Origin of the sequence: Romboutsia sp. MSSM.1001216sp_RTP31141st1_G3_RTP31141_220114 (assembly GCF_039031195.1) — a bacterium.
GTDB classification, from domain to species: Bacteria; Bacillota; Clostridia; order Peptostreptococcales; family Peptostreptococcaceae; genus Romboutsia_C; species Romboutsia_C hominis.
In genome coordinates, this window is record NZ_JBCIUO010000010.1 from 1 (window position 1) to 18,464 (window position 18,464).

At 29.3% G+C, this 18,464-nt stretch carries 10 protein-coding genes and 1 other annotated feature; all 10 genes read left to right on the forward strand.

What is annotated here, in order from left to right; genetic code table 11:
* The first annotated feature begins 475 nt into the window (after positions 1 to 475).
* The 10 genes from ABCP60_RS12275 (at position 476) to gltX (ending at position 18,107) form a co-directional block, all read left to right on the forward strand.
* Positions 476 to 3,913, forward strand: a complete 3,438-nt coding sequence (locus ABCP60_RS12275; RefSeq protein WP_343101830.1) for a pyruvate carboxylase — start codon at positions 476 to 478, stop codon at positions 3,911 to 3,913.
* 565 nt (positions 3,914 to 4,478) lie between these two features.
* Positions 4,479 to 6,410, forward strand: coding sequence for an elongation factor G (locus ABCP60_RS12280; protein ID WP_343101831.1), 1,932 nt, complete (start codon positions 4,479 to 4,481; stop codon positions 6,408 to 6,410).
* A gap of 231 nt (positions 6,411 to 6,641) precedes the next feature.
* On the forward strand, positions 6,642 to 9,095 hold the full coding sequence (locus ABCP60_RS12285; RefSeq protein ID WP_343101832.1) for an AAA family ATPase: 2,454 nt from the start codon (positions 6,642 to 6,644) through the stop codon (positions 9,093 to 9,095).
* Positions 9,096 to 9,262: 167 nt separating this feature from the next.
* Positions 9,263 to 10,636: a DNA repair protein RadA gene (gene radA, locus ABCP60_RS12290; RefSeq protein ID WP_092921740.1), complete on the forward strand. Its 1,374-nt coding sequence runs from the start codon at positions 9,263 to 9,265 to the stop codon at positions 10,634 to 10,636.
* A gap of 2 nt (positions 10,637 to 10,638) precedes the next feature.
* Positions 10,639 to 11,709 (forward strand): DNA integrity scanning diadenylate cyclase DisA, encoded by a 1,071-nt coding sequence (disA, locus tag ABCP60_RS12295; protein WP_166506178.1) that lies wholly within the window; start codon positions 10,639 to 10,641, stop codon positions 11,707 to 11,709.
* Between the two features lie 106 nt (positions 11,710 to 11,815).
* Complete coding sequence (locus ABCP60_RS12300) at positions 11,816 to 12,901, forward strand: PIN/TRAM domain-containing protein (protein WP_166506179.1); 1,086 nt, start codon at positions 11,816 to 11,818, stop codon at positions 12,899 to 12,901.
* 99 nt (positions 12,902 to 13,000) lie between these two features.
* Positions 13,001 to 13,684, forward strand: a complete 684-nt coding sequence (gene ispD / locus ABCP60_RS12305) for a 2-C-methyl-D-erythritol 4-phosphate cytidylyltransferase (RefSeq protein ID WP_343101833.1) — start codon at positions 13,001 to 13,003, stop codon at positions 13,682 to 13,684.
* Positions 13,685 to 13,697: 13 nt separating this feature from the next.
* On the forward strand, positions 13,698 to 14,177 hold the full coding sequence (gene ispF / locus ABCP60_RS12310) for a 2-C-methyl-D-erythritol 2,4-cyclodiphosphate synthase (protein ID WP_092921748.1): 480 nt from the start codon (positions 13,698 to 13,700) through the stop codon (positions 14,175 to 14,177).
* Positions 14,178 to 14,312: 135 nt separating this feature from the next.
* Positions 14,313 to 14,519 (forward strand) — a binding site (T-box leader).
* Positions 14,520 to 14,589: 70 nt separating this feature from the next.
* On the forward strand, positions 14,590 to 16,305 hold the full coding sequence (locus ABCP60_RS12315; protein ID WP_343101834.1) for a proline--tRNA ligase: 1,716 nt from the start codon (positions 14,590 to 14,592) through the stop codon (positions 16,303 to 16,305).
* Positions 16,306 to 16,625: 320 nt separating this feature from the next.
* A complete protein-coding gene (gene gltX / locus ABCP60_RS12320; protein ID WP_166506181.1) occupies positions 16,626 to 18,107 on the forward strand; it encodes a glutamate--tRNA ligase in 1,482 nt (493 codons plus the stop codon).
* Positions 18,108 to 18,464: the final 357 nt, after the last annotated feature.

Consider the following 18,464-nt stretch of genomic DNA (forward strand, 5'->3'; position numbering starts at 1 on the left):
AGTTAAGCTCTTTAGCGCTGATGGTACTTGGGGGGCGACCTCCTGGGAGAGTAAGACGTAGCCACGTAATCTTTTTTTTATGCGAAAAAATAGTAATATTTATATTTTAAAACATATAATAAAAAATAAGTCTTTATAAAAATCAATACTAAGCCATACAATATTTCAAAAATCATTTATTTAATGCAAATGTGATAAATTTGCTATATTAAATGATATCTAAACAAACGATTAGTTCAAAATATGCATCAATTCGAATAAATTTCTATATTAAAAATAAAAAAATTTAAATACTTAATAATATGATCTAAACCGCCTTAACTAAAGTTAGGTATTTTTTGTTATATAAGATAAAAGTTATTTATTTAAATGTATTTATATTATTTATTAAGGACTTCAAGTAAACGTATTTAAACATTAAATAACATAGTTTATAATCTTTAATATTAAAAGAAAAAGGGAGGGGATTAGGATTATGTTTAAAAAATTTAATAAAATCTTAGTTGCTAACAGGGGAGAAATAGCTATAAGGATATTTAGAGCCTGCTCTGAATTGGGGATAAAGAGCGTGGGGATATATAGTAAAGAAGATAAATATAGTTTGTTTAGAACAAAAGCAGATGAATCTTATTTAATAGGAGAAGATAAAGGTCCAATAGACGCATACTTAGATATAGATAGTATTATAGAATTAGCTAAGAAGAAAAATGTAGATGCAATTCATCCAGGATATGGTTTCTTATCTGAAAACCCAGAATTCGTAAAGAAGTGTGAGAAAAATGGAATAACATTCATAGGTCCATCAGCAGATATAATGAATATGATGGGAGATAAAATAAATTCAAAACGAATAGCAAAAGAGGTGGATGTAGCTACTATACCAGGAATAGATGAACCAATCAAAGATATTAAAAGAGCCAAAGAAATAGCTAAAGAAATAGGATATCCAATAATGCTTAAAGCTTCTAACGGCGGTGGCGGTAGAGGTATGAGGGTTGTTTATAACGAATCAGATTTAAGTATAGAATATGAAACAGCATGTAGTGAATCAAAAAAAGCTTTTGGTGAAGATATGATATTCATAGAAAAGTATATAGCTAATCCTAAACATATAGAGGTACAGATATTAGGGGATAAGTATGGAAATATAGTACATTTGTATGAAAGAGATTGTTCAGTACAAAGAAGACATCAAAAGATAATAGAATATTCACCAGCATTTTCTCTAGGCGATAAATTGAGAGAAAATATATGCAATGACGCAGTTAAAATAGCTAAGCATGTAGGATATATAAATGCAGGTACTTTAGAATTTTTAGTAGATGATAGTGGAGAATACTATTTTATAGAAATGAACCCAAGGGTCCAAGTAGAACATACGGTAACTGAAATGGTAACCGGTATTGATATAGTGCAAAGTCAAATATTAATTGCTCAAGGATATAGATTAGATAGTGATGAGATAAATATAAAATCTCAAGAAGATGTAAAACTAAGAGGATATTCTATTCAATGTAGAATAACAACAGAAGACCCTAAAAATAGATTTATGCCAGATACAGGTAAAATACAAGTATATAGAACTGGTTCAGGATTTGGTATTAGACTAGATGGAGGTAATGGATTTGCAGGGGCAAATATAAGTCCATACTATGATAGTCTACTTGTAAAGACTATATCTTGGGATAGAACATTTAAAGGTGCAATAAATAAAACTATAAGATCTATCAAAGAATTTAGGGTTAGAGGTGTTAAAACTAATATAGGATTTTTGGTAAATGTATTGAATAATCCTATATTCGTAGAGGGAAAATGTAGCACCAGATTTATAGATATTAATCCAGAATTATTTGAGATAAGAGAAAGTAAAGATAGAGGTACAAAATTACTTCAATTTATAGGGAATACAGTAGTAAATGAAAATAAATGCGAAGATAAACCTTCATTTGATTCAATATATCAGCCTAAGATAAATAAAGATATAATACTTAATGAAGGAAGTAGGGATCTGTTTAATAGATTAGGTAAAGAAAAGTATATGGAATCTATTAAAAATGAAAAGAAACTATTGCTGACAGATACAACTATGAGAGATGCACATCAATCATTACTAGCTACAAGACTTAGAACATATGACTTATTAAAAGTAGCAAAACCAACTAATGAGTATATGAAAGATTTATTTTCTATTGAGATGTGGGGAGGAGCAACCTATGATGTTGCATATAGATTTTTAAAAGAATCTCCATGGATTAGACTACAAAAACTTAGAGAAGAGATACCTAGTGTATTATTCCAAATGTTATTTAGAGCATCAAATGGAGTTGGATATAAAAATTATCCAGATAACGTAATTGAAGAATTTATAAAACAATCAGCAGAACAGGGAATAGATGTATTTAGAATATTTGACTCTCTAAATTGGGTGGAAAATATGAAGCCATCTATATCAACAGCTTTAGAAACTGGAAAAATAGTAGAGGCTAGTATATGTTACACAGGAGATATATTAGATCCAACAAAGAATAAATATAATTTAGAATATTATATAAGAATGGCTAAAGAGCTAGAAGAATTAGGTACAGATATAATATGCATAAAAGACATGGCAGGCTTACTTAAGCCATATTCAGCATATACTCTTATAAAAGAATTAAAAAATAATGTCAATACTCCTATACATCTTCATACACATGATACAAGTGGAAATGGTATTGCAACTTGCCTTATGGCATCTGAGGCAGGGGTGGACATAGTGGATGGAGCATTAGAAACTATGGCAGGTTTAACTAGCCAACCATCACTAAACGCTATTGTAGAAGCACTTAAAAATACTGAAAGAGATACTCAGATTAATTTATATGGATATGAAGAAATAGGAAACTATTATAAAGATTTAAGAAAAATATATTCTAGATTTGAAAGTGATTTATCAAATCCTTCTGCTGAAATATATAAATATGAGATACCAGGAGGACAATATACAAATCTAAAACCACAAGCTGATAGCTTAGGACTGTCAAATAAATTTGATGAAGTAAAAGAAAAGTATAAAGAAGCAAATGAAATATTGGGAGATATTATAAAAGTAACTCCATCATCTAAAGTAGTAGGAGACCTTGCTATATTTATGGTAAAAAATAAATTAGATAAGAATAACATAATAGAAGAAGGTGAAAAATTATCATTTCCAGATTCTGTATTAGACTACTGTAAAGGAATGATAGGTCAACCAGAAGGAGGAATACCAAAAGATATTCAAAGGGTAGTATTAAAAGGAGACACTCCGATAGAAGAAAGACCTGGTAAATTAATTCCAAAGGAAGATTTTGAAAGTATAAAAGCTGATTTAGATAAGAGATTCAAAATGAATACAAATATAAGAAATATATTAAGTTATACTTTATATCCAAAGGTATATGAAGATTACCTAAAACATCTGCAACTATATAATGATATATCAAAGCTAGATAGTCATGTGTATTTCTATGGATTAAATAAAGGTGAAGAGTGTGAAGTAGAGATAGAAGAAGGTAAAATACTTACTATAAAGTTAGTAGATATAGGTGATGTTAAAGAAAATGGAAATAGAACAGTATCATTTGAATTAAATGGTATGATGAGGGATATAGATATAAAAGACAATAACTACTCTGGGAACATAAAAGATATAATAAAAGCTGATATGAATGACCCTATGCAAATAGGAGCTAGTATACCTGGAAAAGTAGTTAAAATTTTAGTTAAAGAAGATGATGAAGTAAAACAAAATCAACCAATGATTATTATAGAAGCAATGAAAATGGAAACTATAATAGTTGCTAAAGCAGATGGTATTGTAAAATCAATAAAAGTTGAAGAAGGGGAATTAGTAAGAGATAAGCAATTACTTATAACTATGAAAGATAAATAAAAAATTCGCTTAACTCATATAAAACAATACTTAAGAATTTCTAATATAAATTAAATAGATTAAAATATGAAGATATTCTTCTTTAAAGTTAGTTTGTAATAATATGATAAGCTAAAAAAGAACTTATGCTTAAAAGGCATAAGTTCTTTTATTTATCGAAAAATAGAAGAAATAATTGTCAGTATAAAGACATAATCAATTAAATAAATTAAACTTCGATAAATAGATAAAATGTATATCAATAGTAAAATATGAGAAAAATTATTATTAATATACTACATTAGAATTGTATAAATAATAAGTGGAATTATATATAGATTATTGAATATATATATATAAAATAAAATTTATTATTAAATATGAAATTACAGTAAAAGAGAGGAAAGAGGTAATAAGTATAGAATTAATGACTAAGACCTTAAGTACTAACTATTTCTTGGGAAATATTTATATCACCACCTAGAGTTAAGATGTTTACATACTTATTATCAAAAAATAAAATTTAGTTATGTAATTATAGTGAAATACTCAAAGTAATTTATAAATTATAAAGGTAGGTGCTTATATGAAAATTTACGATAGTAGTAATATAAGAAATATAGCAATACTAGGTCATAGTGGATGCGGGAAGACAAACTTAATTGAAGCCATAGCATACACATCAAAGTTAACTAGTAAAATACCGAGAATAACTGATAAAATGAATATGACATACAGTATAGGATTAACCCCAGTAGAGTATAATGACTATAAATACAATCTATTAGACACACCAGGTTACTTTGACTTCTGTGGAGAAGTAATATCATCTCTTAATGCAAGTGATGCAGCTATAATAGTTATAGATGCAACAACTGACGTCCAAGTGGGAACAGAAAAATCATTAGAATTAACTGAAAACATGCCAAAAATAATGTTCATAAATAAAATTGATAATGAAAAATCTAGATATAAAGATACACTAGCTATGCTTAGAGAGAAGTATGGCAATAAAGTAGTACCAATGATTATACCTATATATAAGAATAAAGAATTTATAAAATTACATAATGTTTTTGAAAATATGGATGGATTAGATGGAGAATTTAAGCAAGAAGCTATGAGTGTAAAAGAAGCGCTAATGGAGCTTATAGCAGAAACAGATGATGAGTTATTAGATAAGTATTTTAGTGGAGAAGATTTAAGTGATGCAGATATACAAAAAGGGATAACTATAGGTATGCAAAGAGGAGATATAATTCCTGTTATATGTGGTTCAACTATAAACAATATAGGAATAACTGAAATATTAGAAACTGTTTCAAAATATTTGCAGCCAAAGTACTCTAATATAGAGGCTAAATTTAAAGGGCAAGTATTTAAAACAATAGTAGACCCATTCATAGGAAAAATGTCTTATATAAAGGTAACTCAAGGTAAAATAAATAAAGACTGTGAATTATTTAATTTGAATAAATCAGAGAAAGAAAAAATATATAATATATATACTATGAAAAATGGAGATCTTATAGAGCTAAGTGAGGCTAGATGTGGAGATATAATAATCGTAACAAAAGTAAATTCACTTCAAACTGGTCATACTGTATCTATAAGTAAGGATGAATACGAATTAGAAGATATAAACTTACCAAAGCCACAAATATATTATGCAGTGGTTCCTAAAAATAAAGGAGATGAAGATAAGATAGGTTCTGCATTAAATAAAGTGGTTGAAGAAGACCCAACTATTAAGTGGTATAGAAATCCTGAGACAAAACAAGTATTAATAGGAGGTCAAGGGGAACTCCATATAAATACTATAAAAAATAAGATTAAGTCAAAGTTTGGTGTAGATATTGGTTTAGAAGATATAAAAGTAGCTTATAGAGAAACTATAAAAGGAAAAGCTGAAGTTCAAGGTAAGCATAAAAAGCAGTCAGGAGGTCATGGGCAATACGGAGATGTCAAAATTAAATTTGAAAGAAGTAATTTAGATTTTGAGTTTGCTGAAGAAATATTTGGTGGATCTGTACCAAAACAATATATCCCAGCAGTAGAAAAAGGTATAAAGGATTCCATGGTAAAGGGAGTTTTAGCAGGTTTTCCAGTTACAAATATAAAAGCAACTTTATATGATGGGTCATATCATGATGTAGACTCATCAGAAATGGCATTTAAATTAGCAGCAGGTATAGCATTTAAGAAGGGTATGGAAGAGGCTAAGCCAGTTTTACTAGAGCCTATAATGAAGTTTAAGATAACTGTTCCAGAAGAGTATATGGGGGATATAATGGGGGATATAAATAAGCGAAGAGGAAAAATACTTGGAATGGAATCTGATGAAAAAGGAAAACAAATAATATATGCAAATGCTCCACAAGCAGAAACTTTTAAATATGCAATAGATTTAAGGGCCATGACTCAGGGAAGAGGTTATTTTGAGATGGAATTAGAAACATATGAAGAAGTTCCAGCTCAATTAGCTCAAAAAATAATAGAGTTGGAAAATAATAAATAAAATTTAAGGCTCTAGATTGCTCATCTAGAGCCTTAAATTTTTTAGAAAGTACAAGTTAAACCTTGGAACAATAATGAAAAAAATGCATATAAATTAGATTAAATATACATTTAGTAGATGTGTATTATGAAGTAACTGAATGATATTAAAAAGGTTGACTATAATTAATTACTAAATTAATCAAATATATATAGCATTAAGTAATTATTATAATAGAGAGGAGGGTAAAGTTTGTATTTCAACAGATTTACTCAAAGGGCAAAGAGATCAATAGATATAGGTATAGAAAGTGCACAAAGTTTGGGTCATAAAGTGGTAGGTAGTGAACATATCTTATTTGGCTTATTAAAGGAAAAGGAAGGAATAGCAGGAAAAGTATTAATGCAGTTAGGGCTAACAGATAGCATAATCAAATCAAAAATAATTGAAATAAAAGGCAACGCTAATGAGCCAGTAGAAGATGTAACATTAAGTCCAAGGAGTAAACAAATATTAGAGCTCTCTGGCATGTTTGCTAATAAGTTAAGAACTAATTATATAGGAACAGAGCATATTTTGTTAGCGATAGTTCAAGAAGGCAATGGTACTGCTATGAAAATATTAAACTTAGAAGGTATTGATGAGAGAGCTATTGTGCAATTAATAATTGATATGATGGGATTAGAGGAGTACTCAATACAACAAGAAAAAGAAGAAAAATACACAGTTAAGGTACAAGAGGAATCTCTAAAACTTTTAGATAAATATGGTAAGAATCTTGTAAAACTAGCTTCCCAAGGTAAATTAGACCCTGTAGTTGGTAGAAAAATTGAAATAGAGAGAGTTATACAAATATTAAGTAGAAGAACAAAAAATAATCCAGTTGTAATAGGAGATCCAGGCGTAGGAAAAACTTCTATAATAGAAGGATTAGCTATAAACATATCAGAAGGAAATGTGCCTGAAACTTTAAAAAATAAAAGCTTATATACTTTAAATATGGGTTCTATGCTAGCAGGTGCAAAATATAGAGGTGAATTTGAGGATAGAATAAAGCAAGTTATAGATGAGGTTATAAAAAATGGCAATGTAATTCTATTTATAGATGAAATACACACAATAATAGGTGCAGGTGCAACTGGAGAAAGTACAATAGATGCATCAAATATACTTAAACCTGTACTATCAAGAGGAGAACTACAAATTATAGGAGCAACAACAATAGATGAATATAGAAAGCATATAGAAAAGGATTCAGCTCTTGAAAGAAGATTTCAACCAGTAGTGCTTAAAGAACCATCTAGAGAAGAAAGTATAAAAATCTTAGAGGGTATTAGAGATAAATATGAAGATTTTCATAAATTAAAAATAAGTAATGAATCTTTAGTTGCAGCAGTAGATTTATCTATAAGATATATAACTGATAGATTTTTACCAGATAAAGCTATAGATTTAATAGATGAAGCTGCATCAAGAGTTAGGTTAAAAATAGGCAAATCATCAATTAAAATTTTAGGATTAGAAGAAGAAATCGAAAGCATAGATAAGGAAAAAGACAAAGCAGTAATGTATCAAGATTTTGAGAAAATTGATAAAATAAAAAAACAGCAAGAAAATTTGAAGAAAGAACTTAAAGAAGTAAAACAACAATGGAATGCTATGGGAAAATATACAGAAGTAGTTAAACCAGAAGATATTGCAGAAGTTGTAGAATTATGGACCAGTATACCTGTAAATAAAATAGTAGAATCTGAATCTAGCAAATTATTAAGGTTAGAGAAAATATTACATGAAAGAGTGGTTGGTCAAGAGCAGGCAGTGAAGTCAATTTCGAGAGCTATAAGAAGGTCAAGAGCAGGATTAAAAGATCCAAATAGACCAATTGGATCTTTCTTATTCTTAGGTCCTACAGGAGTAGGCAAGACAGAATTATCAAAAGCCTTAGCAGAAGTGCAATTTGGAGATGAAAATAAGATAATAAGACTTGATATGTCTGAGTATATGGAAAAACATGCAGTATCTAGACTAATAGGGTCACCACCAGGATATGTAGGTTATGAAGAAGGTGGCCAATTAACAGAAAAAGTAAGGAGAGATCCTTACTCTGTAATTTTACTTGATGAAATAGAAAAAGCGCATATAGATGTATTTAATATTTTATTGCAAATATTAGATGATGGAAGACTAACAGATTCCAAAGGTAGAACTGTAGACTTTAAAAATACTATAATAATAATGACTTCTAATGTAGGGGCAACAAAAATAAGCTCTCAAAGAATATTAGGATTCTCTACAAATAGAAATAAAGAGGAAAAAGTCAAGAGTGATTATGAAAATATGAAAGAATGTATAATGGAAGAAGTTAAACAAAAATTTAGACCTGAATTTTTAAATAGAATAGATGATATAATAGTATTCCATTCACTAACAGAGGAAGATTTAGATGAAATAGTAAAATTAATGACAAAAGAATTAGCATCGAGGTTGCAAGCTATGAACATAAACCTAAATATGACCGAAGAATCCATAAGATTTATATCAAAAGTTGGATTAGACTTACAGTATGGTGCAAGACCACTAAAAAGAGCCATACAAAAAGAGATAGAAAATCCACTTTCAGAAGTAATACTAAAAGGAGACATACGAGGTGGAAATGTTGTTATAGCAGAGGTAGAAAATAATAAGATAGTATTTAAGTGCAAATAGTAGTAATATATATAATAAGGGGGAGAGTATTCCCCTTTATTTTTATAAGCAAAAAATATTAGTATAATATATAGGTATATTAGCTATAAAGGATTTTAAAGATTCTACATAATATTATATAGATATGCTAAAATTATATAGACAAAAAGAATTTAAGGGTGAATTATATGGCAAAAATAAAAACAAAATATGTATGTCAAGAATGTGGGTATGAAACTTCAAAATGGTTAGGGAAATGCCCTGAATGTACAAAGTGGAATACTTTCGTAGAGGAAATTGAGCAAAAAGGAAGTAAAAAAGAAGTTTTCATTATAGATAAATCATCATCAAGACCAGTAAGTATAAATTCTATACAAACTAAAGAAGAAGAAAGATTTTCAACGTGTATAAATGAATTGGATAGAGTGTTAGGTGGAGGTGTTGTAAAGGGTTCATTAGTTCTTGTTGGAGGAGACCCAGGGATAGGTAAATCTACACTACTAATACAAGTTTCAAGCAATGTTGCAAACTCAGGAAAAAGAGTACTTTACATATCAGGAGAAGAGTCTGAATCTCAAATAAAAATGAGAGCTCAAAGGTTAGGTATAAGTTCAGATAATCTGTATATATTCGCAGAGAATAATTTAAGTATAATAGAAGCTCATTTAGAAAGTATAAATCCAGAACTTATCATATTAGATTCTATTCAAACTGTTTATAGCCCAGAAATATCATCAGCTCCAGGAACTGTTAGCCAAATTAAAGAAGGTACATCTAAATTCATGAAAATTTCTAAAAAAATGGGTATATCAACCTTCGTAGTTGGACATGTAACAAAAGAAGGTTCATTGGCAGGTCCTAAATTATTAGAGCATATGGTGGATACAGTTTTATATTTTGAAGGAGAAAGATATAATACATATAGATTAGTAAGAGCTGTAAAGAATAGATTTGGTTCGACTAATGAACTAGGTGTCTTTGAAATGAGAGATTTAGGTTTGGTAGAGTTAGAAAATCCATCTAAGATACTTATATCAGAAAAGCCAAAAGATGTGGCTGGTTCTGTAATAATATCTACAGTAGAAGGGACCAGACCAATGCTTTTAGAACTGCAAGCATTAGTATCACCAACTAGTTTTGGTATTCCTAAAAGGACAGCTACAGGGGTTGATTATAATAGAGTTGCTATGTTATTAGCTGTTTTAGAAAAGAGAGTAGGATTGCAAATTCAAAATCAAGATGTGTATTTAAATATTGTAGGGGGTATAAAAATAAATGAGCCTTCAATAGATTTAGGTATAATAATTGCCGTTGCATCAAGTTTTAGAAACATTGAAGTTGATGAAAAAATAGCAGTAACAGGAGAAGTAGGTTTAACAGGAGAAGTAAGAGCAGTTAGCTATATAGAAAAGAGAATAGCTGAGTGTAAAAAATTAGGATTTTCAAAAATGGTTATACCAAGAAGTAATTATGATGCAGTAAAAGATGTTAAAGGTATAGAAATATGGCCAGTTGATAATTTAAGACAAGCTATAAATATAGTACTAGGGGGTAATAAATAATAATGGAAGATATCTTAAATAATAAGAATGTATTACACGCATTAAAAATGATATCTCCTGGAAGTCCATTAAGACAAGGTTTAGAAAATGTACTAAAAGCTAAGACCGGTGGTTTGATAGTTATATCAAATGGAGAAGATACAATGAAGGTTGTAGATGGAGGATTTAATATAAATGCAGATTATTCACCTGCATATTTATATGAATTAGCAAAAATGGACGGGGCTATAGTACTTAGTCAAGATGTTAAGAAGATATTATTTGCAAATGCACAATTAATACCTGATTATTCTATTCCTACATCTGAAACAGGGACAAGACATAGAACAGCAGAGAGAGTTGCAAGGCAGACTGGTTCTATAGTTATTGCTATATCTCAAAGAAGAAATGTAATAACTGTATACAGAGGAGATCAAAAGTATGCGCTAGAAGAAATATCAAAAATATTTACAAAAGCTAATCAAGCATTACAGACTTTAGAAAAATATAAAGCAGTATTAGATCAAGCTGTAGCAAGCCTAAATGCATTAGAATTTAATGATTTAGTAACTATATACGATGTAGCAATTGTACTTCAAAAAATGGAAATGGTTATGAGAATTACAAGTATAATAGAAAAATATATTATAGAGCTTGGGCAAGAAGGAACACTAGTCAGAATGCAGTTAGAAGAATTAGTTGGAACAACTAAAATTGACCAAAAACTTATACTAAAAGATTATAGCAAAGAAGATATAGACATAAAGTTATTTAAAAAGAAAATAAAAACATTATCTCCCGAAGAATTAGTAGATTTAACTAATATGGCTAAACTTTTAGGTTATAGTGGATTCTCTGAAAATATGGATATGGAGATAAGACCAAGAGGGTATAGAGTATTAAATAAGATACATAGATTACCATCAACTATAATTGAAAATTTAGTAAATTACTTTGAAGATTTCCAAGAAATACTAGATGCATCTATTGAAGATTTAGATGATGTAGAGGGGATAGGTGAAATAAGGGCAACATATATAAGAAATGGACTAATAAAAATGAAACAATTAGTATTACTAGATAGACTTATATAATTTATTAATAAGGATTTAAGATATATTTAAGGACTTTGTTGTTGAATAAATATGGTATTATAGATTATAATAAAAAAATATTAAGTATTAATCCGGGGGTGAAGAATTGATACCAAAAGTGATAAGATTTATAACAAGCATACTGGGGTTTGCTCTAGGTATGACTACATATGCAACTTTAATGAAAGCATTTCCGGCACTTAAATTTGGTGCAGAGATATATGGTTTAATTGCATCTGTTTCAGTTGGGATAGTTGTAGGAATCATATTCTATGCAATAGAGCCGTGGTTTACTGATAAATTTAAGGATATTGCTAAGGTTATGGATAAAGAAATATCAAAATATCCTCAAACAGATATATTACTAGGATCTATAGGTCTTATAGTTGGGTTCGTAATAGCTTACTTAGTAAGTGGTATAATGAGCACAATACCTATAATCGGAGGATTCTTAGCTTTTATTACATATGGGTTTATGGGCTACTTAGGTATAAGAGTAGCATTAAAGAGTAAAGATGACTTATTTAACTTAGGAAAGTTAAGCAAAATTTCAGGATCTATGAAAGATAAAGGATCTAAGAAGGAAATAAACAGGGTTATACCACCTAAAGTATTAGATACGAGTGTAATAATAGATGGTAGAATAGCAGACATATGCAAAACTGGATTCGTTGAAGGTAAATTAGTTATACCTGAATTCGTTTTAGATGAATTAAGACATATAGCGGACTCTTCAGATGACTTAAAAAGAGTTAGAGGAAGAAGAGGATTAGATATACTTAATATAATAAAAGAAGAACTACAAATAGAAGTTGAAATTACTAAAACTGATTTTGACGATATAGCTGAAGTAGACAGTAAGCTTTTAAAGCTAGCTAAGACTCTAAATGGTAAGGTTGTAACTAACGATTACAATTTAAACAAAGTAGCACAAGTTCAAGGTGTTGAGGTATTAAACATAAATGAACTAGCTAATGCTGTTAAGCCAGTAGCAATACCAGGAGAAGCTATGGTGGTTCAAGTAGTAAAAGAAGGTAAAGAACATAGTCAAGGTATAGCATACCTAGATGATGGTACTATGATAGTTGTAGATGGAGGTAAAAAATACATGGGACAAACTATAAGTGTTTTAGTTACATCTGTATTACAAACTCCAGCTGGAAGAATGATATTTGGAAAACCTAAAGTTTAAATTTTAAAAGTCTTCGTATTTTCGAAGGCTTTTTTGATATAATTTATTAGATAAAGTAGTTAATATATAAGTGTTAATTGTATATAAAGAGGTGATTAAATGAATGGCGTTGTTATAGTAGCAGCTGGTAGTGGAAGTAGAATGAAAATGGGGATAAATAAACAATTTATAAAGCTTAATAACAAAGAAATAATAGCATATACAATAGAAAAGTTTTATAAAAATGATGATATACAAGATATTGTTGTAGTTATAAAAAAAGAAGAAGAAGAATTCTTTAAGAAAGAAATTATAGAAAAGTATAATTTACATAACATAAAGATTGCTTTTGGTGGGAAGGAAAGACAAGACTCTGTATATAATGGACTTAAAAGTTTAAATAAAGATTGTGAGATAGTATTAATACATGATGGGGCAAGGCCATTTGTAACAAAAGAAATTATAAGAAAATCAATAGACGAAGCCAAAGAAAATAATGCAGTAGTTGTAGGAGTACCGGTAAAAGATACTATAAAAGTGGTTAATGAAAATAAAGATATAATAGATACACCGAATAGAAGTACTTTGTGGGCAGTTCATACACCACAGACATTTAAATACGATATATTACTAAAATCATATGAAGATGCCTTTAAAAATAATTTCTACGGAACAGATGATGCAATGTTAGTAGAGAGAATAGGATATAAGGTTAAAATGATAGAAGGTTCATATAATAACATTAAGATAACAACACAAGAAGATTTAAGTATAGGATCACAAATATTAAAAGATCAAATTTAACGGAGGCTATATAATGAGAGTAGGATTAGGATATGATGTTCATAAATTAGTTGAAGGTAGAAAGCTTATAATGGGTGGAGTTAATGTTCCACATGAAACAGGATTATTAGGACATTCAGATGCAGATGTTTTAGTTCATGCAATAATGGATTCTATGTTAGGAGCATTAGCATTAGGAGATATAGGTAAGCATTTCCCTGATACAGATGAAAGATATAAAGGAGCAGATAGTATAGAATTACTTAGACATGTAAATAATCTAATAATAGAAAAGGGATATACTATAGGTAACATAGATGCTACAATAATAGCGCAAGCGCCAAAAATGGCACCACATATTCAAAGTATGAGAGAGAATATAGCTAATGCTTTAAATACTAACTTAGACAGAATAAATGTAAAAGCAACAACAGAAGAAGGACTTGGTTTTACAGGTACAAAGCAAGGTATAGCATCACAAAGTATTTGTTTATTAGTTAAAGTTGACAACTAATATGAAATAATATAATATTATCTCATAAGTATGGAAAAATAAAATTAATAATTAATTATTCCTTAAAATGTGCAACAATAAATGAATACAATAATATTATTATTAATAACAACATACAATAAATAAAAAACATAAATCAAAGCTATAATAAAGAAATAGTAAAAGACTAGAGTCTTCACAGAGAGGGAACATTTGGTGAAAGTTCCTAAGATATAATCTTTGAACCAATCTTTTAGCATAAAGGTGGTAACAAACCTTTACGGTAGGGACCGTTATATCCCCTAAAGAGAGCCAATGGCTAATTAGAGTGGTACCGCGGAAATTCAACCTTCCGTCTCTATACATATGTATAGAGACGGAAGGTTTTTTTTAATATTAAGACTTTCAAAATATAAAACAGGAGGAAATAACTATGAAAATGTCAAAAATGTTTATGCCAACATTAAGAGAAGTTCCAGCTGATGCAGAAATAACAAGTCATCAATTAATGATGAGAGCTGGTATGATAAGAAAGATGGCATCAGGAGTATATAATCAATTACCAATGGGTATAAGAGTTTTCAAAAAAATAGAAAACATAGTAAGAGAGGAGTTAGAGAAAAAAGGATGCCAAGAAATACTATGTTCAGGATTAATACCATCTGAGTTATGGAAAGAGTCTGGAAGATGGGACGTAATGGGTGCAGAAATGATGAGAGTGAAAGATAGAAATGATAGAGATTTCTGCCTTGGACCAACTCATGAAGAAGTGTTCACAGATTTAATAAGACAAGAAATAACTTCTTACAAGCAATTACCACTTAACTTATATCAAATACAAGTTAAATATAGAGATGAGAGAAGACCTAGATTTGGGGTTATGAGAACTAGAACTTTCACTATGAAAGATGCATATAGTTTTGATATAGATGAAGCAGGATTAGATAAATCATACCAAGATATGTATGATGCTTATACAAATATATTCGCTAGATGTGGATTAGATAATAGTCCAGTTCAAGCAGATACAGGAGCAATAGGTGGATCTGTTTCAGCAGAATTCATGGTTAAATCAGAAGTAGGAGAAGATGAAATAGTATTCTGTAGTGGATGTGACTATGCAGCAAATATGGAAAAAGCTGTTTCAGTAAATACTTCTTTAGATAAAGAAGAAATGAAAGAATTAACAGAAATACACACCCAAAATGTTCACACAATAGAAGATTTAGAAAAATTCTTCAACTTACCAGCAAATAGATTTGCTAAGACTTTAGTATATGAAGTAGATGGAAAGACTGTTGTGGTTGTAGTAAGAGGAGATAGAGAAGTTAATGAAACTAAGGTTGCTAATGCTATAGGTGGAGCAGTAGAGTTTGAACTTGCTAGAGAAGAAGTTGTAAGGGCTGTAACTAAAGCAGGTATAGGATTTGCTGGACCAATAGGTGTTGAAGCTGACTATGTATTTATAGATAATGAAGTAGCTGAACAAAATAATTTAGTTATAGGTGCTAATAAAGATGAATACCACATACAAAATGCTAACTATGGAAGAGATTTCGAAGGTACAGTTGGAGATTTCAGAAATGTTACTGAAGGAGATAAATGTACTAAATGTGGTTCTGAATTAGAAATAGCTAGAGGGGTAGAAGTTGGTCATATATTCAAGTTAGGAACTAAGTACTCAGAAACTATGGGAGCTAACTATATAGATAAAGATGGAAAATCTAAGCCAATAGTAATGGGATGCTATGGTATAGGTATAGAAAGAACTGCTGCTGCTATAATAGAGCAACATCATGATGAAAATGGTATAATATGGCCATTATCAATAGCTCCATATCATGTAGTAGTTGTACCAGTGAATATCAAAAAAGCAGAGCAAATGGAAGCTGCTGAAAAGATATACAATGAGTTACAATCTATGGGTGTAGAAGTATTATTAGATGATAGGGACGAAAGAGTTGGAGTTAAGTTCAAGGATAGCGAATTAGTAGGTATACCAATGAGAATCACAGTTGGTAAAGATATAACTGACGGTAAAGTTGAATTTAAATTAAGAGATGCCCAAGATAAAGAATTAATAAGCTTAGATGAAATAAAATCTAAAATAGAAGCTGAGTTTGTTAAGAATAACGTTAAGTTAGGATAGTATAGATAATAAATAGTATATATAATTCACTAAACTATCAACAAAAAATGGTTAATATGTGGATATATATACTATTTTAATTGTGTAGAAAATCATATTATCCACAAAATTTTAATATAAAATAAGAGCTTAAAATAAGATAAATTTAAATTTTTTTAAGTTAGTACTTATAAAATAGATTTATAGGTGTATACTTGTAGGTATAAAAATATAATAATATCGCGATTTTAACATAGATTTGGGTAAAATAACATTACAATATATGTGTTATTCTGATATTATAAATTTATACATAACAACTATTAGAGGAGGCTATTCAAATGAATGTAAGAGTAAGATTTGCTCCAAGTCCAACTGGATTTGTACACATAGGTAGTTTAAGAACTGCTTTATATAACTACTTATTTGCAAAGAGAATGGGTGGAGAGTACATATTAAGAGTAGAAGACACAGACCAAACTAGATTAGTAGATGGTGCAATAGAAAATATGCTTAATGCTATGAGTTGGGCTGGAGTTAATCATAGCGAAGGTGTTATGATAGATGAAAATGGAAACATAACTCAAGTAGGTGAAAATGGGCCATATATACAATCTGAAAGATTAGATATATATAAAGATTATATAAAACAATTATTAGATAATGGACAAGCATACTACTGTTTCTGTACAAAAGAAAGATTAGACGAAGTAAGAGAAAAGCAAAAAGAAGCTGGAGAAACTCCAAGATACGATGGTCACTGTAGAGATCTTTCTAAAGAAGAAGTTGAAGCTAAGATAGCAGCAGGAGAACCTTACGTTATAAGATTAAAATTACCTGAAAATCATGTTATAAAATTCACTGACTTAGTTAGAGGTGAAACAGAATTTAACACTAATGATTTAGATGACCAAGTTTTAATAAAGACTGATGGATTCCCAACTTATCACTTTGCAGTTGTAGTTGATGACCATTTAATGAAAATAACTCATGTTATAAGAGGAGAAGAATGGGTTTCTTCAACTCCAAAGCATGTTTACTTATATGAAGCATTTGGATGGGAAGCACCAACATTTGTACATTTACCAAATATACTTAACAAAGAAAAGAAAAAGTTAAGTAAGAGACATGGTGATGTTGCAGTTGAAGACTTCAAGAAAAAAGGATATTTACCACAAGGATTAGTTAACTATGTTGCATTAGTTGGCTGGTCTCCAGAAGACAACCAAGAAATATTCACTATGGAAGAATTAGAGAAAGCTTTCTCTGTAGAAAGAGTATCTAAGAGTGGTGGAGTATTTGATACAGAAAAACTAAACTGGGTTAACCAACATTATATAAAGGAAGCAGATGATAGCTACTTAACAGACTTAGCTATACCTTTCTTAGTTGAAGCTGGTCTTATAACAGAAGAAGAAGCTACTACTAAGTATGATTTTATAAAAGGAATGGTATCAGTTGTTAAAGAAAAATTACAATATGTAAAAGAAATAACTGAACATGCTAATATATTCTTCTCAAATGAAGTTAAATTAGAAACTGAAGAATGTAGAGAATTCTTAAACTTAGAACATATACCAACTTTAATAGATGCATTACAAACTAAGATAGAAAATGCAGAAGTTGTAGATGAAGCATTTGTTAAAGCTATGTTTAAAGAAATACAAAAAGAACACGGTATAAAAGGTAAAAACTTATTCATGGGTTCTAGAGTAATATTAACAGGACAAATGCATGGACCAGATTTACCAAAGACTATGGAAGTTCTAGGAAAAGAAAATTGTTTAGAGAGAATAGCATACGTTAAAAACAACATATTATAATATGAAAAAAACTCACCTAGTTAGGTGAGTTTTTTTATTAATTTCAACATAGATTATATAAATAGCATTAAATAATAATTATATTTATTTTAAAATTTTACTAAATATATTATATTCAAAAAATGTAGCATATCTAGGAGTTTTATATATAATAAGAGAAATAAACAAAATAGAAAGAAAGAAATATATGTTAATTTTTAGTACTATGAAGAGTAAAAAATTATTTGTGTAGTATTTTGATGAAAAGATTTATGGGTATAACTAAAGGGATTATTTAAAACAAAGTTAATATATAAAAAGCATAAGAAAATAAATTATTTGAAAAGTTATTTTTAAAATACAATATAGTTTTACTTT